This is a genomic window from Candidatus Binataceae bacterium (assembly GCA_035294265.1).
Lineage (GTDB): Bacteria > Desulfobacterota > Binatia > Binatales > Binataceae > DATGLK01.
This window is the reverse complement of the sequence record DATGLK010000044.1, coordinates 61,332-83,857: the sequence shown is the minus strand read 5'-3', so window position 1 is coordinate 83,857 and position 22,526 is coordinate 61,332. Positions and strand designations below refer to the sequence as shown.

Annotated in this window: 17 protein-coding genes; 5 read left to right on the top strand and 12 right to left on the bottom strand. The window is 62.9% G+C overall.

Annotation, left to right across the window (positions count from 1 at the left end):
• Positions 1–7: 7 nt before the first annotated feature.
• Positions 8–337, bottom strand: a complete 330-nt coding sequence (locus tag VKV28_08095) for a hypothetical protein (GenBank protein ID HLH76751.1) — start codon at positions 335–337, stop codon at positions 8–10.
• Positions 338–514: 177 nt separating this feature from the next.
• Here VKV28_08095 and VKV28_08090 point away from each other — a divergent pair, with 177 nt between their 5' ends.
• Both VKV28_08090 and ppdK read left to right on the top strand, forming a co-directional pair.
• Complete coding sequence (locus VKV28_08090) at positions 515–1,855, top strand: glycine--tRNA ligase (GenBank protein ID HLH76750.1); 1,341 nt, start codon at positions 515–517, stop codon at positions 1,853–1,855.
• 82 nt (positions 1,856–1,937) lie between these two features.
• Entirely contained in the window at positions 1,938–4,679 is a 2,742-nt protein-coding gene (gene ppdK / locus VKV28_08085; GenBank protein HLH76749.1) for a pyruvate, phosphate dikinase, read from the top strand.
• 443 nt (positions 4,680–5,122) lie between these two features.
• On the opposite strand, the gene VKV28_08080 is transcribed toward ppdK, so the two are convergent.
• The 7 genes from VKV28_08080 to cas10 are packed head-to-tail and all read right to left on the bottom strand — an operon-like array spanning position 5,123 to position 12,789.
• The gene (locus VKV28_08080) at positions 5,123–6,373 is read right to left on the bottom strand and encodes a TIGR02710 family CRISPR-associated CARF protein (GenBank protein ID HLH76748.1); all 1,251 of its coding nucleotides are present in this window, start codon (positions 6,371–6,373) and stop codon (positions 5,123–5,125) included.
• An 8-nt stretch (positions 6,374–6,381) separates the two neighbouring features.
• Positions 6,382–7,473, bottom strand: coding sequence for a hypothetical protein (locus VKV28_08075; GenBank protein ID HLH76747.1), 1,092 nt, complete (start codon positions 7,471–7,473; stop codon positions 6,382–6,384).
• Positions 7,470–8,594 (bottom strand): type III-B CRISPR module RAMP protein Cmr6, encoded by a 1,125-nt coding sequence (cmr6, locus tag VKV28_08070; GenBank protein HLH76746.1) that lies wholly within the window; start codon positions 8,592–8,594, stop codon positions 7,470–7,472. Before cmr6 ends, VKV28_08075 begins: the two co-directional genes overlap by 4 nt.
• Positions 8,595–8,599: 5 nt before the next feature.
• Complete coding sequence (locus tag VKV28_08065) at positions 8,600–8,944, bottom strand: type III-B CRISPR module-associated protein Cmr5 (GenBank protein HLH76745.1); 345 nt, start codon at positions 8,942–8,944, stop codon at positions 8,600–8,602.
• Positions 8,944–9,855 (bottom strand): type III-B CRISPR module RAMP protein Cmr4, encoded by a 912-nt coding sequence (gene cmr4 / locus VKV28_08060; GenBank protein ID HLH76744.1) that lies wholly within the window; start codon positions 9,853–9,855, stop codon positions 8,944–8,946. The genes VKV28_08065 and cmr4 overlap by 1 nt, the downstream gene beginning before the upstream one ends.
• 22 nt (positions 9,856–9,877) lie before the next feature.
• Complete coding sequence (locus VKV28_08055; GenBank protein HLH76743.1) at positions 9,878–11,029, bottom strand: type III-B CRISPR module-associated Cmr3 family protein; 1,152 nt, start codon at positions 11,027–11,029, stop codon at positions 9,878–9,880.
• 14 nt (positions 11,030–11,043) lie between these two features.
• A complete protein-coding gene (gene cas10 / locus VKV28_08050) occupies positions 11,044–12,789 on the bottom strand; it encodes a type III-B CRISPR-associated protein Cas10/Cmr2 (protein ID HLH76742.1) in 1,746 nt (581 codons plus the stop codon).
• Between the two features lie 1,961 nt (positions 12,790–14,750).
• On the opposite strand from cas10, the gene VKV28_08045 reads away from it, so the two are divergent.
• Positions 14,751–15,500, top strand: a complete 750-nt coding sequence (locus VKV28_08045) for a HAMP domain-containing sensor histidine kinase (GenBank protein HLH76741.1) — start codon at positions 14,751–14,753, stop codon at positions 15,498–15,500.
• A 9-nt stretch (positions 15,501–15,509) separates the two neighbouring features.
• Here the strand turns inward: VKV28_08045 and VKV28_08040 are convergent, their stop codons facing one another.
• Both VKV28_08040 and VKV28_08035 read right to left on the bottom strand, forming a co-directional pair.
• Entirely contained in the window at positions 15,510–17,093 is a 1,584-nt protein-coding gene (locus VKV28_08040; protein ID HLH76740.1) for a phospholipid carrier-dependent glycosyltransferase, read from the bottom strand.
• A gap of 338 nt (positions 17,094–17,431) precedes the next feature.
• Positions 17,432–17,845 carry a nuclear transport factor 2 family protein gene (locus VKV28_08035; GenBank protein HLH76739.1) on the bottom strand — a complete coding sequence of 138 codons (414 nt, stop codon included), beginning with the start codon at positions 17,843–17,845 and terminating at the stop codon, positions 17,432–17,434.
• 156 nt (positions 17,846–18,001) lie between these two features.
• Between VKV28_08035 and VKV28_08030 the strand changes: the two genes are divergently transcribed.
• Both VKV28_08030 and VKV28_08025 read left to right on the top strand, forming a co-directional pair.
• Positions 18,002–18,373 carry a 2Fe-2S iron-sulfur cluster-binding protein gene (locus VKV28_08030; GenBank protein HLH76738.1) on the top strand — a complete coding sequence of 124 codons (372 nt, stop codon included), beginning with the start codon at positions 18,002–18,004 and terminating at the stop codon, positions 18,371–18,373.
• Positions 18,374–18,385: 12 nt separating this feature from the next.
• Positions 18,386–19,111: an FAD-dependent oxidoreductase gene (locus VKV28_08025; GenBank protein HLH76737.1), complete on the top strand. Its 726-nt coding sequence runs from the start codon at positions 18,386–18,388 to the stop codon at positions 19,109–19,111.
• Positions 19,112–19,211: 100 nt separating this feature from the next.
• On the opposite strand, the gene VKV28_08020 is transcribed toward VKV28_08025, so the two are convergent.
• A complete protein-coding gene (locus tag VKV28_08020; GenBank protein HLH76736.1) occupies positions 19,212–20,153 on the bottom strand; it encodes an alpha/beta hydrolase in 942 nt (313 codons plus the stop codon).
• 68 nt (positions 20,154–20,221) lie between these two features.
• A complete protein-coding gene (locus tag VKV28_08015; protein ID HLH76735.1) occupies positions 20,222–22,525 on the bottom strand; it encodes a molybdopterin cofactor-binding domain-containing protein in 2,304 nt (767 codons plus the stop codon).
• Position 22,526: the final 1 nt, after the last annotated feature.

Genomic DNA, 22,526 nt, shown 5'->3' with positions numbered 1-22,526 from the left:
CACAGGCTCAGCCCAGATTGGATTTGGGGACGAAGCCGCGATACCCCTTGTTGGGACCCTCGATTACCTCGATTTGAGCACCGAGATGATCGCGTGAAATAATCCGCACCCGCGTGCGATCGTCCAGCCTTTTGGCCAGGACGTTTTCCCCCAGATTTCCCACGATCGCCATCGGGCCGCCCTGGCCCTCCAGACTTTTGACCTTGACGAAGGTAGCCTCGTCGGGATAGACCGCCACGCTGGTCTGTCCGCCGCTGGCGCGCAGGTAATGGCCGCAGCCAGCGCTCACCAGCGCCACAATCGCGATCAGGCCCAGATAGATGCCGCCTCGCCTCATGATAGTCCTTTGCGCGCCCCGTGGTCCGGTGCGCGACCCCGTTAGTGTAATCTTTTCGAGCGCCTTTGGCGCCGGTGCGGCCTGACCCCCGTCCTACTCTCGCGCCGAGCGCAAGCCGCGGTTAAGATTGATGCTTCGCGTCGCGCCTGAGCGCGGCCGTATCAGCAGGAGGGAAGCTTGTCCCAGGAACAAACCACCCCCACCGCGCCGGTTCGGGTTACGATGGAAAAACTGGTCAACCTGTGCAAGAGGCGGGGCCTGATCTTTCCCTCCAGCGACATCTATGGCGGCCTGGGCTCGACTTGGGATTACGGGCCGCTGGGGGTTGAACTCAAGCGCAACGTCAAGGAGGCGTGGTGGCGCGAGATGGTGCAACGGCGTGCCGACGTGGTCGGCATCGACGCCGCCATCCTGATGCATCCGCGCACCTGGGAGGCCTCCGGCCATCTGCAGAACTTCACCGATCCGCTGGTGGATTGCAAAAGCTGTCAGCAGCGCTTTCGCGCCGACCAGGTCGGCGCGCGTTGTCCGGCCTGCGGCGGCGAGCTGACCGCGGCGCGCCAATTTAACCTTATGTTCAAGACCTTCATGGGGCCGGTGGAGGACACCGCCAGCACGGTCTATCTGCGCCCGGAGACGGCGCAAGGAATTTTCGTCAACTTCGCCAACATCGTGGATACCCAGCGCGTCAAATTGCCCTTGGGTATAGCTCAGATCGGCAAATCCTTTCGCAACGAGATCACGCCGGGCAATTTCGTCTTTCGTACCCGCGAGTTCGAGCAGATGGAGATGGAATTCTTCATCAAGCCCGATCCGGCGCAGGAAGCTCAGTGGTTCGATTACTGGCTGGAGCAGCGCTTCAGCTGGTACCTCAATTTCGGGCTGCGGCCCGACCATTTGCGCCGCCGCCCTCACGGCGCCGACGAACTCTCCCATTATTCGCGCGGCACCACCGATATCGAGTACCTCTACCCCTTTGGATGGGGTGAGCTGGAGGGAGTGGCCAAGCGCGGCAGTTTCGACCTGGACCGCCATGCCGAGATGAGCGGGCACGACTTGAGCTATTTCGACGAGGAGAGCCGTAGCCGCTTTCGTCCCTGGGTGATTGAGCCGGCGGCCGGGGTCGATCGGGCCCTGCTGGCCTTCTTGCTCGACGCCTATGATGAAGACGTGATGGATAACGAAGAGCGCATCGTGTTGCGGCTGGACCCGCGCCTGGCACCGGTGAAGGTCGCGGTGTTTCCGCTCTTGCGCAAGGGTGGGATGCCCGAGAAGGCGCAGGCGATTTACCAGGCGATGCAGCGGCGGTTCAACGCCGCCTATGATCAGGCGGGGTCGATCGGGCGCCGCTATCGCCGCCAGGACGAGGTGGGGACGCCGTTTTGCGTTACAGTTGACCATCAAAGCCTGGCCGACGATACCGTCACCCTGCGCGCGCGCGATTCAGCGCAGCAGGAGCGCGTGCACGTCGGCGCCTTGGGCGAGGAGATCGCCCGGCGTATCGGCTGGGAGCGCTAGTCGCGGGGCGGGTGCTCTTGCACGGCCGCTTGGCGGCGGCCTTTAATCAGTTCAGCAAGCTCAGCGAGGAGAATTGAAGCCGATGGCGCGTCTGCATCCCGAGATTTATTTTTTTGGCGGTGGCGTGGCTGAGGGGCGCGCCGATATGCGCGAACTGTTGGGTGGCAAGGGAGCTAACCTGGCCGAGATGGCCTCGCTCAAGTTGCCGGTGCCGCCCGGCTTCACCATCTCCACTCGCGTCTGCACCTACTTCTACGAGCATGACGAGAGCTATCCCAAGGGCTTGGAGAAGGCGGTCGAAAAGAGCGTGGCGCGGATAGAAAAAACGCTCGGTCGCCAGTTCGGATCGGCCGACAATCCGCTGCTGGTCTCGGTTCGCTCGGGGGCCCGGGTCTCGATGCCTGGGATGATGGACACCGTGCTCAACCTGGGGCTGACCGATCAGACCGTGGTGGGGTTGGAGCGGGTCAGCCGCAACCCCCGCTTCGCCTGGGATTCCTATCGGCGCTTCTGCCAGATGTACGGCGACGTGGTGCTCAAGCTCAAGCCCGAGGACAAGCACGATCCCGATCCGTTCGAGGAGCTGATCGAGCATAAGAAAAAGGCGCGCGGCGTCAGCGGCGACCTGGAGCTGTCGGTCGACGATCTCAAGGAACTGGTGGCCGATTTCCGCGAGTTCATCAAACGGCGCACCGGCCATGATGTGCCCCAAGATCCCTACGAACAGCTCTGGGCGGCGATCGGCGCGGTCTTCGGCTCTTGGCAGAACGAGCGCGCCATCAGCTATCGCAAGCTCAACGGCATTCCCGACGATTGGGGTACCGCGGTCACGGTGCAATCGATGGTGTTCGGCAACCTGGGCGACGATTGCGCCACCGGCGTCGCCTTCACGCGCGATCCAGCCACTGGCGAGAAGGGCATCTATGGCGAATACCTGCCCAACGCCCAGGGTGAGGACGTGGTTGCCGGCATTCGCACGCCGCTGCAAATCAGTTTGCGCGCAAGCCAGCACTGGGCCCAGCGCAACGGCGTCTCCGAAGCGCAGCGCCAGGCCCACCATCAGAGCCTGGAGGAGAGCTTTCCCAAGGTTTACGGCGAGCTGCTGAAAATCGCCGGCCGCTTGGAAAAGCATTTCCGCGACATGCAGGACATGGAGTTCACGATCGAGCGCGGCCACCTGTTTATGCTTCAGACCCGCAACGGCAAGCGCACGGCCGAGGCCGCGGTCAATATCGCGGTCGAGATGGTGGGCGAGAAGCTGATCGATCGCAAGACGGCGCTGGGGCGCATCGAGCCCCTGCAACTGGATCAGCTGCTCCATCCGCGCTTGGATCCCAAAGCCGACAAACACGTCCTGTGCCGCGGCCTGCCGGCCTCGCCCGGCGCTGCCGCCGGCGAGGTGGCGTTCTCGGCCGAGGAGGCGGTGGCGGTGGCCGCCGCCGGGCGCAAGGCGATCCTGGTGCGGATCGAGACCTCGCCCGAAGATATCAACGGGATGCAGGCGGCCGAGGGGATCTTGACCGCGCGTGGTGGGATGACCAGCCATGCGGCGGTGGTCGCGCGCGGGATGGGCAAATGCTGCGTGGCGGGATGCGGCGAGCTGAATATCGACTATCGCGCCGGCAGTTTGGCGGTCAACGGCCGAGTACTACACCGCGGTGAGTACCTGACCCTAGACGGCTCGACCGGTGAGGTGTTCGACGGGATGGTGCCGACGGTGGAAGCGGCGATGTCGCCGGTGTTCCAGAAATTCATGTCGTGGGCCGACGGGGAGCGACGGCTGGGAGTGCGGGCCAACGCCGATACCCCGCATGACGCGGCGGTGGCGCGGCAATTTGGCGCCGAGGGTATCGGCCTGTGCCGCACCGAGCACATGTTTTTCCAGGCCGACCGTATCGATGCCGTGCGCGAGATGATTTTGGCCGAGGACGCCGCCGCCCGCGCCCGCGCGTTGGCGAAGATTATTCCGATGCAGCGGGCGGATTTCATCGGTATCCTGCGCGCGATGGAAGGGCTGCCGGTTACAATCCGCCTGCTCGACCCGCCGCTGCACGAGTTCCTGCCCAAGGAGGAGCACGAGCTGCGCGAGTTGGCGGCCAAAATCGGCGTTAGCCAGGAACAGTTGACCAAGACGCGCGATCGGTTGGTGGAATTCAATCCGATGCTGGGGTTGCGTGGCTCGCGGCTGGGAATCGTGTATCCCGAGATCTATCGGGCTCAGGCCCGCGCGATTTTCGAAGCCGCGGCGCAATTGGTGGGTGAAGGCGTCAAGGTGCTGCCCGAAATCATGCTCCCGCTGATCGGCGATCGGCGCGAATTGGAGCTGCTGGCCGAGGATATCCACGCGGTGGCGCGCGAGGTGCTGAGCAACGGGGTGCGGCTGAAGTACAAGGTCGGCACCATGATCGAAGTCCCGCGCGCCTGTATCGTCGCCGATCAGATTGGCGCCGTGGCCGATTTCTTCTCCTTCGGCACCAACGACCTGACCCAGATGACCTACGGCTTGTCGCGCGATGATTCCGGTCAGTTCCTGGGCACCTATGTGGAGCGTGGGATTTATGCGCGCGATCCGTTTCAGGGGCTGGATGCCGCCGGCGTCGGCGGCCTGATGCGGATCGCGATCGAGCGCGGGCGCAAGGCTAATGCCAAGCTCAAGCTGGGGATTTGCGGCGAGCACGGCGGCGATCCCGACAGCGTCAAGTTGTGTCATCGCTTGGGATTGGATTACGTCTCCTGCTCTCCTTTTCGGGTACCGATCGCGCGGCTGGCGGCGGCTCAGGCGTCGCTGGAAGGCAACAAGAAGGCCCGCTTCAAGGACGTGTAGCAGTGTGCGGATAACCAGCGGAGGCAAAGAGCCGAAGCTTCGAGGCTGCGGAAGGCAAAGTCGAATGATCCCTTGAACGCGGCGAACCGCGCCGCGGCGAGGTATGGTGGGTCGCCTGCGATCCTTCGCTGGGCGGCGCAATCAGAAAAACCCGCCCCGCGACCACGGTCAGCAACGACGCCGCCAACCGCCACCTCAACCTGGTTTAAGTCGTACCGATTAGTAGTAACGTCGAGCGGCTCTACCCCGCTGAAGCTCACGTCACCGTGGGTGGCACGCGCCGCAAGCCGATGGCGGATAAACCTAAGGATGGGCGAGATCGGCGCGCCAGGCACCCAGTTAGAACTACCCTGTTCTGGATTTCATATCCGGGTTTTCGCAGGGGTTGGGTAAGCCAGGCCACGGCTGCCCCTGCGCCATCCTGAGCGTCAGCGAAGGATTCCCTACGACTTGGTCAAGCGCGGGAAAGCCGGTAGCTCGTGTTCTTCGAAGCGGCCGAGTTTCATAGCCGCATCCCAAAGCCTACGGAAGTCCTGCTCACTCGCCGGCTGGAAGCCATGCGCCAGGATCGAGCGGTTGCGGGCGGCCAGGGGAGAGCGCTCGCGATCATGGAGGTTGAGATCTTTGAATGCCCTGCCTATTTCGTCACCAAGCGCATCCAGGAGTTCATAGGCGTCCTGCAGGCCGAGGCGCAGTTTCCCGCGGTCGGCGCGTAACTCCCAGCGTTCGCGGAGCGGTTCAGGAACCATCGCCAGCGCCACATCATCGGTGCTCGCGATGGCGTGGCGTTCGGCCAAGGCTAGCTGCGCCAGCGACTCGATTGCTCGATAGAGGCGCGCAATCGCGTCATCGTGGCGCCCCTCGTCCCGGCGTCTGCGGGCATTGGCCAGCAGATCGGCAACCGTCAGGCGGGATAATGGTTTGGCGAGTTCCCGCAAAGACCCACGGTTTCGCTCGATGCTATCGACAACCGCCTGACCATGGGTTGTTCCCAGCTCGGCCAGCAGGTCGTTCCTATTCTTAATCGCCGCATTCAGCTGCGAAAGGGCCGCCGCGTGTTGAAAGCGATCCCATAGTCCATATGCTTCGCAGAGCTGATGGAAGGTCGAGAGCGTCCTCTTGACGGACTCGTCGTCGACGGCCCGGCGTGCGCTATCCAATTGTTCCACGGCGGATGCGAACGCCTGCCGATCGAATAGCAAGCAAGCATCTTCGATAGCTTGATAACCCAGCGCGTTCCAGGGATTCTGAGTCGATCTGTGCTCCGTCCCGGATACCACTATGCCGACGCCGCCCTTCGTCCGCTCCTTGCCGGTTACGTACGAGAATGTGCAGGGCCAGCGCCGTGCAACGAGCGCCAAGGCCGCGGACATGCATTTGGTCCCTCCCGTAAAGCCGATGACTACTTGGTGGGCTGGCCCTCTCCTCTGCCAAGCTATAACCTCTTCGTTCAGCCCGCGCATTCGGCTGACACATTTCTCGAACAGATCCTGAGCGTCCCCAACGTCTATGTTGTTCCATGCGCCCGGCGGCAAGCTGCCGCAACCCTTGGCTATCTCCTCGGCCGCAGCCCTGGTGCCCGCGCTGGACACCAACAGCAGCCGTGCGGGCTGCCATTGGCGGATCGTCTCGACGATGGGCTCCGGGCTCCCTCCCACTGTGCAGATCAGCAGGTACCGTGAATCGTTCGGCATGACGCCACTCACAAATGGGGACCGAGCGAATCGGCGATGAAACGCTCGTTCTCGTAATGGCCGAACAGCCGCCATGCGGCGCCATCGCTCCAGAGATAAAACTCGTGGGTTGAGGGAGGTGAGGGGTTCCCCGAGAGCTTTTTGAAAGCCTCTGATTTCACCAGCGCGCGCACCCTGTCAAGGTGAGCCGAGAGCGCGTCGAGGGCGTCATTGACCTGCATCCGCCGCGCCTCTTCCAGTTCGCGGAACGCTTCACGAACGGGCTCCCTTATCACAAGCTTGGGCGAGAGCGGATCGAGCAGGCCCTCCGCAAACAGCTTTTTGCGCACGCGGCTCCACACGACATCGCCCCAGACGCTGGTCGTGGCCTGACCGTCATCGAACATCAGCAGCGAATCTGATACTCCGACGGCGTCGCGCTCGCTAACCTGATACCCATGCTTCAGCCGCCTGAACACGCTCGTGTATGGGCGTATTTCGTCGGCTTCGGCAAGCCGTACTGGCAAGCGGGGAATCTCCATCAGTTCAGAAGAGCCCTCAAAGAAGAATACGCAGCCGTCGGCGTAAATCATGCCCAGAGCCTGAAGGTAGGCGTTGACGGACTTGAAACCGCCGGTCAGGTTGAAAAGCGCTCTCCAGCCGCGCTGCCGATGACCCGGGATCCATTCTTCAATCTGGACAGTGAGATGGGCGATCGCTTCGCGGAAGGACAACAGATTGTCGGTTCGCAGGCCGGACGCTGTTAAAAGCTGCACTTGCTGACCGTCCTTATCGAGGACGGCTTTTACAAGATCTACCGCGGCCTTGCCCACGGCCGTGTCGCTGTGGACCAAGAGATGCTGAACGCGGCTTGGCTTCCATCGGTCGAGCACGGCGCTTATCCCGTTGATTTCCGCGCTAAGCCGGCGACGCTCGGAGGCGTCGGCTTTCTCCAGGCGCTCGCCGCGCTTAGCCACATGTGCTTCAAGCCGCACGGCATCCGCGCCTTCCAGCGCCACATTGTTCGTGATGGACTTCAGCCAGCGCTCAGTCTCCTTATCGGCGTTGTTGGTAAGCACGCTGGTGCCGCAGGTCGATAAAAGCAGCAACTGGGTTATCATCTTCTCCGGTTGCCTCCGCGGTTGGCAGGGGACTTTCGGCTTGGCGGCCGCTGGGCGCGTGCCTCGTCTGCGGCGGTAGGATAGCGGAACCCGATTTCACGTTCATTGACGTGGGCGACGATGAGTTCGAGGATGTCGCCCGCCGCCTTGTCTGCGGGAACGTCGTTCGTATTGTTAATCGCACCGCTTAGCCCCGAGCCCTCATGGACCGCTTTCCAGCCTCCTTTGTTGGTCCGTTGTTCGAGCAATCGGGCCTGAACTCTCTCGTTGGTTTTCGGCAGTACAACCGTCTTGGTAGAGGCGGGCGGCGGCTGTGGGCCGCTTTGTGTCGCTTCGAGGGAAACCAGCCGCCCGTAACCACTACTGGTCTTGCCTCCCACCCCCCAATCGGCCAGGGCCTTTAGTAGGAGTTTCATCGCGAGCGAGGTCCAACTCTCGGCCAGATCACGCTGTGTACCAGTGGGGCCGATCCAGGAAACGCGAATTTCGAATGTGCCAGCCACCGACAAAAAGGAGACCGGATTTGGGCTATCAAAGTCAGTGGGCGGTGCCTCGTTAGTCTGCCACTTCGGGTGGTGCGGCGTCATCACATCTAGGCGCAAGGCACCGTCGAGCGCCTCGGGGACCAACCAAGCATCGTGAAAGGCGATTACGCCGCCGTCCTCGGTTTTGCCGAATAGCAAGGTGTGGTAATCGCCGCGGCGTTGGAAGCGCCGATTCTCTTGAGATGCTTCTGGGGCCAGCCGCTGTCCCCAGACCTCATGGCAGTAGTGGGAAGCCAGCCCCTTAAGCGCCGAGCCCGGTATGATCGGAACGCCGTAGGTATGATGGAGACGCAGTCCGGTCTCCAGGACATTTTCCGATCCCAGCCCAACGATCAACCGGCTGGCCGTCGTTAGCTGCCGGGCAAGATGTAGATCGTCCTCGGGAAATGATCGAATCCAGCGCGCGAAGGCTTCGGCATAAACCGGCCCGGTATTTGGCGCTGCCTTCTGTGCTGCGCTCAGGAGCGCGCGGCGCTCTTGCGGATCCTTTTGAGCGGAGAGGTATTTCTGCAGAAGTAGGCCTGGATGGGTGCCAGCCTCGCGCCGTTGGCCCAGATCGATGATCGCTTGTCTCATGAATGTCATTTGGTCTGCGCAGCCTCGGCGTACCGTTTAAGCCAGCCCGCGGCTTGCAGCGCACTGCGGCTCAGGCGGACGTAGGCCGCAACGGGCTGCGTCCGCGTCGCCTCGGCCAGACTTTCCGCAGACGAGGCTTCACGATGGCCTGCCGCAACCAGAACCGCCGCCAGATCGTTCAAGTATTCGGGGTGCTTCTCGTGTCCGAAGGCGAGGGCCTGCGCGAGGCCGCAGGCGTGAATCAGCGCTGGGAAGGAGCGGGCGAAACTGGCAAACTCCTTAGTGATTTCGCGACTCTCGATTGTTTGGAAGGCGGCCTGGGCCATCTTCTGGCTTTTGGTTGATTCCATTAGCGCCCCTCGCTGGTGTGGCTGAAGACGCATCGCACGCGTCCGCGGCCGACGGAGGCCTTGCCGCCGATCTGGAGCGCAAGGGTTTCGCTGGCGAACTTGCGAATCAGGTCGTCCGGCGTGACATCGGCGTTGGGAGTATAAATTCGATCGCAGCAAATAAGTCCCGAGAGGATGGTCTCCGCTGGCAACGCCTCTTCGTTCCAGAGCTGACCCGTCGCCACCGTCTTGAAATTGTCGTCGATCTTTACTCGGGTGGAAACCTCGGTTCCCGTTTCCGTGAGGAAATCGAAAATTGCATTGGGCAGGATTGCGAAACGCTCGACAAAACGATCGCGCCAGGCTTTGTCCTCGTCGCCGGCGAAGATCCAGTCGCCCAGCCGCTTGGCCCATGCGGTGGCTACGGGGCACTCGTTGCCCTCGAAATCGAGGTCTTCCAGGAAAATACGTCCGTTGTCTTCCAGCTTGGTATTTGTGGTGCGATGAATATGGTTTTCAGCAACCGCCGGCGGAATCGGCGGGAGGTCGGCCATGCCGGCGAGGCTGAGATCGCGATGGAGCAGCTGCAGGGCGAGCTGGGAGGTGCACCAGGCGAAAGTACCCTGAAAGCTGCGCACTGGTAGGCAGACCAGACGCGCGTCGGTGGGAATCAAGGCGCCGGCGTTGGATTCCTTGGAATCCCGATCGGATGCTCGTCCGAAGGCCAGTCTGAGGTAGTTATCACTGTTGCGCTTGGCCTCGGTGGCGCCGTAATGATCGGCCCACACTCCCTTGAATGCGGAGGCCGGAATCAGCGGCCAGCCCGTGACCTTGTCTCGCTGGATCGGAAGGTCGATATATCCAACATCCTGGCCGGTGCCGACATGGGTTGGCGACAGCGTGTGCAGCCAAAAGATCTGTGTATGTTTCATCGCGTCTACCTGCGGCCCGTAACTACCAGACACCCCATAGCGCCAGGCCAAAGCCGTCTCGCCGGTCCTGCTCGTCGTCGCTAACCGATTCCAACCAGCGGTGGGCCAAGTCCGAAGCGTTGCCGGCCCCGTTTTCGGTCTCGAAGAAGTAAACGCCGCCCGCTGGAACCATCCGCTTGATCGGTTTTGGGCCGCGCGGCGCCGCCAGCGACCAACCGGAAACCGCTCGCCAGCGCTGGATGCTAACCCCAACCAAGCGCAAGCGAACGGCCGCACCGGGAGGTGTGCCGACCAGTTCGTTATTTAGCCACGCCGGACGCCAACCCTCCGCGAAGATGGCGGGTGTGGCCAGCATCATCTTTACGCGCGGCGCGTTCGCCAGCTTCGCCGCGATCGTTTTGGGGCACTGCCAGGCCTGTGTGTCGGTTGTTGTCTTGCAATGGATCAGGCGGCGCTCGCCGCCCATTGGATGTAGCAGGTCCAGATTTGCTGCCGCCTCGGCGCACCACTCTTTGGCGTCTAGGCGAGCCGCCAGCTTGATAGGCAAGAACCGGTCCTTCCTATTAGCTCCGGCGGGGGCACCGTGTCGAGGCAAAGCACCGAGAGCCAGCGCGGCGGTGGTGAACAGGGCGCCCTCTTCCGCTGCTCCCGCGTCCGGATCAATGTGCACGTGAGTTCGATAATCGGTCTTGGGATGGCGCAGGAAGCGGCAATCGAGCGCGATCTCTTCACCGGCTAGCCATTTGGTGCACTCATCGGCGGGCCACCAGGCAGGAGCCGGATCGGGCTTCAGGTCCTGAGGTGCCCGCGGGTCGGCCAGTTGGACAGGGCGCAGACCCGGTGACGGCCAATCGCATCCGCCGCTATGAGATGCTTGCGGCGCCGCGCGCCACGCCTTCCCTTGATGGACAACACAATCCTGCGGCGCGGGAAAGTACAGCTTCCTACAGGCGAGCGGAAGCGGCCCGGCAATTCCGACTCCGAGTAAGTCCTGAACGACCGATGATGAAAAGTCACGGTTCGCTGATATCGCCAAGGCCGATCGCAGCGATCCGGCGACCACCGAAGGTAGCAGCCACTCCAGCGCGCGCATCCGATTGCCCTGGTTGGCGCCAAAAGGACGGCTGTCACGGGAGACAACGGGGTCGCGGCAGGTGATCTCGACAATTGTCACGCGGAAGTCCCTCCTTAATTGCGCGAGTTGGGCTCCGCTTGCCTCATGGCCGCCCCAATCTGCCGGGCTATGAGAAGTTCGTTAACCAGGGTGCGCAATGCGCCGGCATCCGTGACGCGCTCGCGGATGAGTTCGTTGATTGCGTCGATCTGGGCCGTGCCAGCCGTCCGTTTTCCGGCCATTAGCAATAAGGCGTCTCTTTGTATCGCATCCCTGAGGCTGGCCCGGTCCGTCCACGCGTCATACACCTCGGCCAGCTTGCGCAGGTCGTAGGCGACGCGGCCTGAGATGGCGGCCGACCGCATCCAACCGGCCAGCCGCGCCAAGTGTTGATCCGGGTTTTCCGACCAGTTGGCGCGAAATCCAACTGGCCCTCGCCCACGCTTGACGACGTGGACCGCAAGCCCATCGCGGTCCCCCTGCTGGCCATCTTCGGGATGAGGGTGCTTGGCGTGTTTTTCAGCCTGGCGGCCATAGTCGAGCAGATCTTCCAACGGCTCCATGAAATGAGCGATCGCCAGCCCCACGGACAAGGTAGGAGTGGGCGCACCCTTCGCTGTCTTACCGGCTAGGGCGTCGCCGAAGGCGTCGTGCAGTGCGCGGGCGCATCCCAGGCACCGATCGACCGGCAAGAAAGCCAGAACATCGTCGCCGCCCGCATACACCATAACGCCGCTATGGGCATTAACGATATCGCGCGCATTGCTCGCGAAGCTGGCGAGCGCGCGGGAGAAATTGCGGTGCTGGTTCGGCAAATCAAGTCGCGAGAGCGCTTGACCCATCCGATCGCCGTCGGCGACCAAGACGGCGAGGTATGGACTGGGCTCGCCGTACTGTCCTATCAGCTCTGTGAGAGCTGCCCTTAGCGGGTTCAGGTCTTGATCCTTGATTTCTGTCTCCTTGATGAATTCTGGGTGTCTCGAGCGAAACACCGCCGTGCCCTCGAAGGGAAAGAGGGCATAATGGGGATGGCCGCCTGGGGATACGTCGAGCCGATTCAAAATCCTTCGACCGGCTAGTTCGGCGCAGGCCTGTTTGAGCTGGCTTAGATGTTGCTCCGCGCCGCGCAGCCATGGATCCGCAGCGACGCGCGCCACCGAAGGGTAGTGCACCACCTGCCCTTCAGGGCCCCAGGTGCGCTTGACCAGCCCGACGACGTCGAGCTCTTCGCCCTCGCTCAGGCGCAGCGGGCGGCGGTGTCCGTAAAGCCGCTCTTTCAACAACACGCTCTCGCGCAGACCGTCGAGCGATGACTTGGGAATGCCGGCGTGCCCCTTGGCAGGTACAAAGTCGCGGCAAAGCTTGCGAGCGGCCAGCAGCCGCATCAGCGCCGCGCGGTCTTGCGAGTAGCTTTCAGGTGCGTAGGGATGCCACGCCGCATAGAACTCGATCACGTCATCGATCTGCTCTTCCCAGATTCTTTGTCGGATCACGTCTTGGTACCGGGTCAGCACGGACCGAGCGAACCCGCGCCAACGCTGTTGAGCGGCAGCCTTGGCGGCGTGCGCTACCTGCTCGGGTTCGAACTGTGAGAGCTTGGCCAAGATTATGTTGGCGACGTTGAACGAATCGCGATCGAGCTGGGCATCGTCCAGCGGCGCGGGAAAGATCAGCTTTCCGTGCGCCTTAACCGCCTTGGCTGCCGCCTTGCTAATCTCGGAGAGCAGATAAGACCCAAACCACAGGTCTCGGGTGCGCCGCGCCGCGCTGATGAATTCCTGCACGGGGCCAACGCTAAGAGCGAGGAGATTGCCGCTCACGGTACAACCTCGGTGAACCCGGTCTCCTTAAGAAAATCGGCGAGTGCGCTCAGTGCGGAAGCGTAAGAACGCATCGGGCGGAGCACGCCGAACGAGGAATTTACGACCCGGTCGATCGGCAGGTCGTAGGATAGGTCACCTCCGTCGGCCCGCGCGCGCTCACCGATAAGCTTTAGCTTCAGCCCGCTCGGGATGCTTGGTTTTATGATGACCACTGCAGGATGCCACTTGCCCTGGTGCCACAACGGTCGCGTTATCGCCGGCGCTAGCATGCGATCAGAGCCGCCTACGCCGTCCGGGAGAACAGGTGTCAGTTGGACGTCCTGGGGATCTTTGTAGGGTCGGCCCGGACGCGTTTTCCCAGGGGAATCGGCGAAATGGAAGTTGATCGGCAGCCCTAAAATCGCCCTTGGGAACGCTGGCAGGAGATGCTCTGGGACGACGGGAACCGAGTGATCCTGGGAGTTCTCATCTGCCGGCGTGGCGTTGGACGGTGTGCCCGGTGGTGGCTTTAAGGAAGAACCTGTTATTTTTCGAATCGAATCCGCTTCGGGCCAGTGGCTCCGTCCGGGCACTCTAACGGTCTTGGGGCCAATGACCTTCTGGTGCTTTTTTCCTCTAGGGGATTGCCGAAAATTTCGGTACGCCTTGACCGATTCCTTCCATGCCGCTACGGCGTTGGATTGCGGCGGTGCAAGGTAAATGCTGCCAGGTAGGTGCGGTAGTGCGGATGCGAGTTCTTGACAGAAAACCGCACCACATCCCCTACGGCTGCGAGCACCGAGGCCGCCGAACGTGCACCAGGCCCTCAGTGCCTCGATAATATCCAGGCCGATGTCCTGGACCACCTCCGGTAGGACAGCCCTATGTTCTTTCTTCCTTTGTGCGTTCTGTCCTCTGCGTCGCGATTGAAGACCCTGCGCGTCATCCCAGGCCAATTGCAGCCGAAAGACGGGGCCCTCCCTTGCGACCTGCCGCCCACTTTCTATCGCCGAGAATAGGGCGTATGCGGCAGGGTCCCCTGCGCTTCCGTATTCGCCGGGGTCGACCGGCAGGATCCGCGGCTGCTCGGCTACATGTACGCGTAGGGGACTAGGGAAGTCGGTGCTTCCAAAAACCTCTTCTTCCCGCTGCCACATGCGGCTGCCAAGTTGGTGCCCGATGACAATTCGCCACCAGTAGCGAAGTTGGCCCCGAATCGATGTCCCTCGGATGGGCAGGCTTTCATCGGGTATGCCGGCCTCCGCACCGCCACCGAAGAGAGGCGTGACCAGCGAGATGTCGTACTCTCTGACGACTCGCGCGGGTGACTGAACTGATGGAGCTTCAGGGCAGGCAGGAATGTCAGCAGGTTTTGGCATCGCAAAGCCTCAGCATCTCTCGCCTGTTCCGCGTAATCTGACGGGCAGGATGCTCTGTGCTGCTATGATGAGCCTTATGCACCCTAGCCGCGGCAAATGTCAAATAGTTTAAAACACCGAGAAACAGCTAATGGCGCGTTTCCTAGATAAGTTGAGTGAAGCCGGTACCGGCTTGGGCCTAGTGGGGTGGGACGCCATGCCGCCATTCGTCGGCGCGGGCAGGGTCGCGCGCGCCACTGCACCCCGAGCTGTGCGAGATCCACCGCCTGTGCTCGCTGCGCGTAGGATGACGTACTGGCGGTTGGCCGCTTCACAGGCTTACGCCTCGCGACGTCGAGGGGTAGCGGAGCCAACTCGGTCGCATCGGGCGGTTTGCGCGCTAGTTGGCGGCGGAACCGCCGCTGCGGGAGGCGGCAGGTGATTTTGGCTATCCAGCCCGTTCTCGAGCGCTTTTCTGAGTCAGTTTTTGTTCCTTTCTAAGACATTTTTTCCCTCGATTTAGGTAATTTTCCCAATAGCGCGTGCTGCTGTTTCTGCTTTATTTGAACCCAACTGAGGCGCGGTGGCTGTGGCGGCGGAACCTCCCAAGGAGTTTGGCCTGTGCAGGAAGCGCAATTGCTCCCCGTCACGCCCGTGGCCACCGGCGCTATCTTGGGTTCGCTGGTCGAACCCAACGAGTTGCTAGCCAACCTGTGCCATGAGTTGCGCGCGCCGTTGACGGTGATGACGGGCTACCTTGAAATCTTAATCGAGGATTGGGGCGAGCGGCTGGGGGCGGAGCCCGGCCAGATGCTGGATCGGATGCGGCTGAGCGCGGCCGAGTTGGCCCATACCGTAGAGAACCTGATCGATTGGACCAATCCCGCCCCGCCGCAGCCCGAGCAGTTTAACTTGGATGGCTTGCTAAGCGAACTTGCGCCCGCGCTGGAGGCGATAAGCCGGCGACGTGACCTCGTGTTGCGCTTTGACGTAGCGCCTGAGTTACGAGCCGTTTATTGCGATCGCAAGATGCTGCGATCGATTCTTTTCAATCTATGTTCCAATGGTTTGAAGTTTACCGACCGGGGCATGGTGAAGGTGCGGATAGCGCCGCTCAGCGCTGGGCGCGAGGGGCTGGCGCTGGAGATTATCGATAGCGGCCGGGGAATCGATCCTGAAAGCCTAGCCCTTATCTTTCGCCCCTTTGTGCAGCTATCGCATAGCAATCGGCGCCTCAGCCGCGGCCTGGGACTAGGACTGGCCCTGGTCAAGCGGCAGGTGGCTGCGATGGGCGGATGTGTCGAAGTCGATTCCCATCCGGGAGCGGGAAGCCGCTTTCGAGTCGAGCTTCCGCGGGTGGTGCCGGCCTAGGCGCGTTACTTAAAGGGGGGCAGCGCGTCTGGATGGGGTGCCGCCCGCGGTCCCGCCGCTGACGGCCGGCGGTGCGGACGCGACATGGTACAGCAGAACTGGTTGGCGCCGGCCGTGAGGCGAGCGCAGGAGCACCCGGAAGCCCGCCAGCGTGCCGCGCTGAGGTGACCATAAGCGAGCCGGTATGATGATATAGCCGCCCGGCGCGCCATCGAGGTTGGCCGGGATGAAGGGTGCGGTGCGATGCAGGTAGAAGAGCAGCGGTGCCGCGTCTTCATCGACGAAGCCAGCCGCGTAAAGCGGCTCCCCAGGTTTGACCACTCCTAAAATCGCCTGCGCCGTCTGCCGATAGCTCATCTTGGCACATTCATGCCGCTCTTCCAGCGGAATCATGAACAGATTGGTCAGCACCGCTAGCAGGGCGATGGCGGCGTAAGCCGTTTCCAGTCGGCGGAAACCGTAGCGGGCTTTGCAATAGGCCGCGAAGCGTTTGACTCCCCAGGCCAGCACGATCGCCGAGGCCGGCCAGATCGGTTGCATGTACCAGCGGCTTTTGTACACGGCGGCCGACAGAAAGAGCAGCGCAACCAGCCAGTAGATAGCCAGTAAGCGGGAGGCGTCGCGGCGCTGCACGGCGACGAGCCTGTCGTCGGTGCTATAGGGAGGCGGCGGCGGATTGCGGAAGAGGGCAAAAAAGACCGCGATTGGCACCAGCAGGCTGAGCGGCAGAGAGCTGAGCAGCGTGGGCGCGAGATAGAACCAGGGTGGCATGCTGGCCCATCCCCAGCCCATCAGATGGCCCATGTTTTCGTCGAATAGCCGATGTAGAAAGTTTTGCTTGCCGGCCAGATAACAGGCTCCGTACCAGCTCGTGGCGACCGCTAGGCTGAGCAGGACGGGCAGGGGGCGAAGCTGCCGCAGGGCTTGGATGAAGCGGCGCTCGACCAGCAAAAAGATCACCATCGCCAATCCGGGCAGGCCGGCGCCGATCGGCCCCTTGGCCAGCACCGCCAAGCCCAGCACGATGCCTAAGAAATAGAGTCGAGCAGCGCCTACGCGACGCGTCTGTCCCTCCTCGGGAAACGCGCGCAGCCACCAAAGAAAGGCCAGCAGCGCCAGGGTCTCGTAAAACGCCAGGGTGGTATCAACCCGTCCCAATCGTCCCAGGCGGACGAATTCATGCTCGCCGAGCAGGGTCAGGCCGGCGAGGATGGCGCCGTCGGGACCCAGTATCCCGTAACTGAAACCGCTCACCAGCGCGACCGAGCCGGTGGCGTACAGGGCCGAGGTAAGGCGGAAGCTAGCGGGGGTGACGGTATGGAGGTCGAGCAGCTTATGGATGGCCAGCGCGGTCCAATGGAACAGCGGTGGCATGTACATCGGTGATTGGCCATTTTCCAACGGGAACATCTGGCCATGTTCGACCATCTGCTGGAGTAGCACGGCCTCGATCGCCTCGTTGCCGCGACAGATGTCGTGACCCAGGCGATTCATGGTGACGATAGACGCCAGCGCAACCATCGCGAGCACGATCGCCCATCGATTGCGCACTATGCCTGCCGGATAAGCGGCGGCGCCCAACTCCTCAAGCATCGCGGTCCTACGTTTATGGAGCGCAAAAGGGGTGGTCAATAGGGGATTGGGACTGTCGCCCTTGGTCCGCGATTGGCTAAGCCGCTTGTCATGGGAGCGGCTATGAATGCGCCGCGCGCGCGCCTGATCCTTAATCGTGTCGCTTGCCCGGAACAGGTTAACGAGGTGGGGGGCCAGGCGGGCACAAACCGTAGTGCCTTGTCTTGAACGGGCCGCCGTGGCCGCCGTTCGTGCGCGCGGGCCGGGTTTCGCCTGCGCCACCGAGGTTCGTCAAGCTGTCTCAGAATCTTCGACCTCGCTGCTCGGCGCGCACAAAAAAGGGTTTCTTTGGAGGGGTGCTACTGTACCCGGGGCACTGCGTCGGACGGCATCGCCACCGGCGATCCGTGATGGAGAATGAGCTTCCACTGCGCGCCGACGAGCTGGAATACGTTGGTGGCCAGCACCGTGGCGCGGCTGACCCCGTCATAATCGCGCTGCGTGAGGGTTTCCTCCACCACTATCACCGCCAAGCCGCCATCCAGGGTGAGCTGGACTTCGGTCACCTCGACCTTGACTTCGAAAGCGGAGGCGAAGATCCCTTCCCAACTGTTCATGATGGGGCCCCAGCCCAAGAGCGGACGCCAACCCGGATGGATACAGATAATGTGGGGCGCGCGATGCCAGATCGCCTCCATCTGCGCCAGCTCCAGGCTCTCGAAGGCGCGGTAAAAAGCCGCGTTAACCTGCCGGACCGAATCTGCGTGTGCCATTGGCTTGTTGCGCCGCGCGCCTGCCGCCCATGTGCGCGCAAGCGGTTTATCGGGCCTCCCACAACCAATATGCTTAAAATGAAAGGAATAGGGAAAGAGTTCGCGTGGTGGGGGCAGGGAAATCCTCTGCGCGCGGGCCCCGGCGGGTGAGTCTTGATGGCACGAGTGCGAGTCATTTACGAAACCGGCGAAGCCGATAAAACGATCGAGTTCAGTCCCGCTCAAGCGCCGTTTCAACACGACGGCGAGCCGGGCTCGCTGCTCGACGTGCTGCTTGGCCACGGCGTCCATCTGGACCACGCCTGTGGCGGCAATTGCGCCTGCACCACCTGCCACGTGATCGTTAAAGCCGGCGGCAATGCTCTGTCGGAGGCGGAGGAACGCGAAGAGGATATGCTGGACCGGGCGCCCGGGTTGACCCCGACCTCGCGCCTGGGCTGCCAAGCGGTGATTCAAGACGAAAACGCCGACATTGTAATACTGGTTCCGCGCTTTACCATCAACCAGCAAGTCGCGGAGAGCCGCTGAGAGGCATTGACGATGGCAGCGAGCGCCAACCGGTCGGATTACCACGGCGTCATCGAGCGCATCGTGGACCATCCGGCGCAGACTCGATCATTCTTCATCCGCTTGCCCAAGGAGCGCGCCCTCGGCTTCATTCCCGGGCAGTTCATTTCGCTTGTCTTACCCTTGGGCGACAAGCCGGCGCTGCGCCCCTATTCCATCGCCTCCGATCCCGAGCATGGCGATCTGTTGGAGATAGTGCTCAACCTGGTACCCGGAGGGTTGGGGTCGGCCTATCTGTTCGCGCGCCGAGTGGGCGAGGAGCTGACCTTCACCGGTCCCTACGGCCTATTTACCTTGGAGCACGCGCCCACGGTCGAGACCGTATTTGTCGCTCAGGAGACCACGATCGCACCGATCCGACCAATGATCCGCCGCGCGCTGGCCGAAGAGGGTAGCGCTGGGCTCCATCTGTTATACGCGGCGCCACGCGAGCAGAATTTGCTTTATCGCGAGGAGTTGATGGCTTTGGCGCGCCGCCATCCGCGCTTGCGTTTCGATCCGGTGATCACGCAAGAGCCCTCATGGCCGGGGATGCGCGGGCCGCTGCGCGAGCATCTGCGCGCCCTTTACCTCGACGCCGACGATCGGCGCGATCGCCAGTTCTATCTGTGCGGAGTGGGGCCGGAAGTTTTAACGATGCGCGACCTGCTGCGCCAAAACGGCTACGCGCGCAAGGCGGTGCAGTACGAAAAATGGTAGGTCGCGGAAGATCTAGTCGTGGGACGGGCCCGTGTGTCCGCCTTCACAGGGGCGGGGCCACTTACCCGCCAGCATCAGCAGAAGCGTTCGCCCAGGGTTTTTACATATAGCCGCTGAAGCCGGCGCGCAGATGGGAGGTGAGCTGGGCTATCGCCCGCCGTCCCATGTCAAGGCTGTCGGCGAAGCCGATAAAACCGTGAATCATCCCCGGATAGCGGGTACAGACCACCGGCACGCCGGCTCGGTCCAGCTTCTCGGCGTAGGCCTCGCCCTCGTCGCGCAACGGGTCGAATTCGGCGGTGAGGATCAGCGCCGGGGGCAGGCCTTGCAAACTCTTGGCGTGGAGCGGTGAGATGAAGGGATTGGTGCGGTCATCTTTGGGGTCGAGATAATGGTTCCAGAACCAGGCCATCATGTCGCGGGTTAGAAAATAGCCCTCGCCGTTGCTTTGGTAAGAGGGTGATTGCATGGTGGCATCGGTCACCGGATAGAGCAGCAACTGGAAGGCCAGGCGCGGGCCGCCCCGATCGCGCGCGGCCAACGCCACCACCGCCGCTAGGGTTGCGCCGGCGCTCTCGCCGCCCACCCCAATCTGACGGGGGTTGCAATGCAATTTGCGGGCGTTGGCCGCGACCCATTGCGTAACGGCCAGGCAATCCTGTGGCGCGGCGGGAAATTTGTGTTCGGGCGCCAGGCGGTAATCCACCGATACCACCACGCATCCGGCGCCGTCGGCCAGAAAGTTGCACAGCGGGTCGCAGCCCTCCAGGCTGCCCACCACGAAGCCGCCGCCGTGAAAAAAAACCAGCGCCGACAGTTCGCCCGATTGAGCCGGCGTGTAGATTCGCACCGGGATGGGACCGTCGGGACCTGGCACCGTCGCGTTTTGGCATTTCGCCACCGGTGTCCAGTAGCGGCGCCGGGTCTTGAGCCGAGCCTCGCCCGCTGCCCGCGCCTGCTCGGGCGTCAGGGTAGTGATATCGGGTGCGCCCAGCGCTTTCATCGCGTCCAACAGGGCTCGCGCTTGCGGATCTAATGGCATCAGTTGCCTCGCTCCCTTCAATTGTAGCGCGGACGCGGCGCCTTGGGCAGCTTTCCGCCCGCGCGCGGCTAAGCCGCCGCCATCGCCTCTCTCAGCCGTGCCGGAGTCATCGGCACGGTGCGCAAGCGCACACCAGTGGCATCGAAGATAGCGTTGGCGATCGCCGCCGCCGTGCATCGACTAGAAGGTTCGCCGGCTCCGGCGGGGCCGAGCTCGGGCCGATCGATCAGCTCAACTTCGATCGCCTCGGGTACGTCAGGCGAGCGCACGATCGGATAGCTGCGCCAGTCCACGCTGGTGACGTTGTGGCTGTCCCAGGTTGCTTCTTCCTTGAGCGCTCGGCTCATCGATTGGATCAGGTTGGCTTCAATCGCACCGGTCAAGCCGGCGGGGTTGACAATTAGCCCGCAGTCATGGGCGATGACAAAACGCTTGACCGTGATGGCGCCGGTTGCGCGATCGACCTCGACCTCCGCGATAGTGGCCAGATAGGTGGGTGGAAAGTACCCCTCGCCGTGGCGTGGTGCCACGGCTATCCCGCGACCGGCCACCACGGTGGCGCCGCTGGGGTTGGGCGCGGGCGAGGGGCGAGTTTGCCAGCGGGCGCGGCGGGCGGCCGCCTGGATCACTGCGACCGTGCGCGGATCGGTGAAATGGCGCAGGCGGAATTCAATCGGATCGACCTTGGCGGCCGCCGCCAATTCGTCGATGAAAGATTCCACCGCGAAGGTGGTCTGCGGTCCCTCGGGATCGCGCATGTGACTGGTGCGCAAGGGCGAGCCCTGGGGATAGAGCGGCGGTACGATATGGGCGCGGGCGCGTAAGGCCGGGACTAGATATTTGGTCGCGTTGCGGCCGTACTCGGCGTATTCGTTGCCCGCCGTGCTATTGGGAATGCCGATTAGCTGAGCTGCCAGCAGATTGCCGGGATGATAATAGCGCGGCAGCACTTCGTCGCCCGAAAAGGCCCACGACTCGAAGTCCAACGCCGCGATCTTGCCCGCGGGATCCACTGCGCCGCGCAGCTTGCAGACCACCGCCGGTGCTTTGGTGCCCCAACCGGTCATGTCGTGGCGCATCCACTGTACCCGCACCGGACGGCCTACTTCCTTGGAAAGGAGAACTGCGTCGGCGGCTGCGTCGGCGTAGCCCGGGCGGCCGTACGAGCCCGCGTCGGCCACCCACACGATCCGCACTTGGTCGGGCGGTACGCCGAGCAGGCCGGCCAGGCCGCGCTGCAGCATCGGTGGCTTTTGCGCCCCGGTCCACACCGTTGCCGAGCCGTCCTTGCGCACCCACGCCACCGCGCATCCGGGTCCCATCGTGACGTGCGACTGCATCGGCCATCGATAGGTTGCCTCGACGCGTTGCTTGGAGCCGGCCAGCGCGCTTTCGACGTCGCCCTGGCTGAGCGTGGTCTTGCTCGCCTTGGGCGCCACCGTGACCATGTGGTCGTATAACTGCTCCTGCGGTAGCAACTGGGTCCCGGGCTGGTTCCAGTTGACTTTCAACCGCGAGGCGGCTTCGATGGCGCTCCATTCGGTTTGTGCCACCACCCCTACAAAACCTTGGCGCGCCACCACCTTGACGATACCTGGAATGTCGCGTAGCGAGCTGTCGTCGACGCTGACCACGGTGGCGCCCACCACGGGCGGGCGGATGACACGGCCGTGCAGCATGCCGCGCGGGCGGATATCGCAGGCGTAGCTGAACTGTCCGAACACCTTGGGGGCAACGTCCAGCCGCGGCACCGAGGTCCCCACCACGGTGTAGTCTTTGAAGCTTTTGGGCTGAGCCGCGCCGAACACGTCAAGCTTGGCGGGCCCGCCGCTGACTCTGAGCTTTTGGTTGAAGCGGCGATCGCCGGCCAGCTTGCCGTAGCTGACCCGGCGCGCGCCATCGCCCCTGACGCTGACGATTCCGTCCTGGCACACCAGTTGCTCGACGGGTGCCTTAAGCCGGGTGGCGGCGCGCTGCAGGATAATGAGATGGGCCTGTGCCGCTGCGTTACGCAGAGGTTTGGCGCCCAAGGCCAAGGTCGTGCTGGCGCCGGTTCCCTCCTGATCGGGCGTGCGCGCGGTGTCGCCCATCACCACCGCCACCCGCTGCGGCGCCAGATACAACTCCTCGCCGACGATTTGGCTGATCGCGGTGCTAACGCCCATCCCGACATCGACCTTGCCGGTGAACACGGTGGCGTTGCCGTCAGCCCCAATCTCCAGCCAGGAATCCAGCTTGGCGTTGTTGGGAGTAGGAAAGATCTCGCTTGCCGCCAGCGCCTGGGACAGCGTGCTGGAAAAGCTGAACCCAACCACCAGCGCGCCGCTTCCCTTGAGGAAGCGGCGGCGCGAAAAACCTTTTGCGGTGCTCATC

Coding starts and splice junctions, on each gene's coding strand:
- VKV28_08095 (HLH76751.1), bottom strand. CDS start 337: ATGAGGCGAGGCGGCATCTATCTGGGCCTGATCGCGATTGTGGCGCTG.
- ppdK (HLH76749.1), top strand. CDS start 1,938: ATGGCGCGTCTGCATCCCGAGATTTATTTTTTTGGCGGTGGCGTGGCT.
- VKV28_08080 (HLH76748.1), bottom strand. CDS start 6,373: ATGCCGAACGATTCACGGTACCTGCTGATCTGCACAGTGGGAGGGAGC.
- VKV28_08075 (HLH76747.1), bottom strand. CDS start 7,473: ATGATAACCCAGTTGCTGCTTTTATCGACCTGCGGCACCAGCGTGCTT.
- cmr6 (HLH76746.1), bottom strand. CDS start 8,594: ATGAGACAAGCGATCATCGATCTGGGCCAACGGCGCGAGGCTGGCACC.
- VKV28_08065 (HLH76745.1), bottom strand. CDS start 8,944: ATGGAATCAACCAAAAGCCAGAAGATGGCCCAGGCCGCCTTCCAAACA.
- cmr4 (HLH76744.1), bottom strand. CDS start 9,855: ATGAAACATACACAGATCTTTTGGCTGCACACGCTGTCGCCAACCCAT.
- VKV28_08040 (HLH76740.1), bottom strand. CDS start 17,093: ATGCTTGAGGAGTTGGGCGCCGCCGCTTATCCGGCAGGCATAGTGCGC.
- VKV28_08035 (HLH76739.1), bottom strand. CDS start 17,845: ATGGCACACGCAGATTCGGTCCGGCAGGTTAACGCGGCTTTTTACCGC.
- VKV28_08030 (HLH76738.1), top strand. CDS start 18,002: ATGGCACGAGTGCGAGTCATTTACGAAACCGGCGAAGCCGATAAAACG.
- VKV28_08025 (HLH76737.1), top strand. CDS start 18,386: ATGGCAGCGAGCGCCAACCGGTCGGATTACCACGGCGTCATCGAGCGC.
- VKV28_08020 (HLH76736.1), bottom strand. CDS start 20,153: ATGCCATTAGATCCGCAAGCGCGAGCCCTGTTGGACGCGATGAAAGCG.
- VKV28_08015 (HLH76735.1), bottom strand. CDS start 22,525: ATGAGCACCGCAAAAGGTTTTTCGCGCCGCCGCTTCCTCAAGGGAAGC.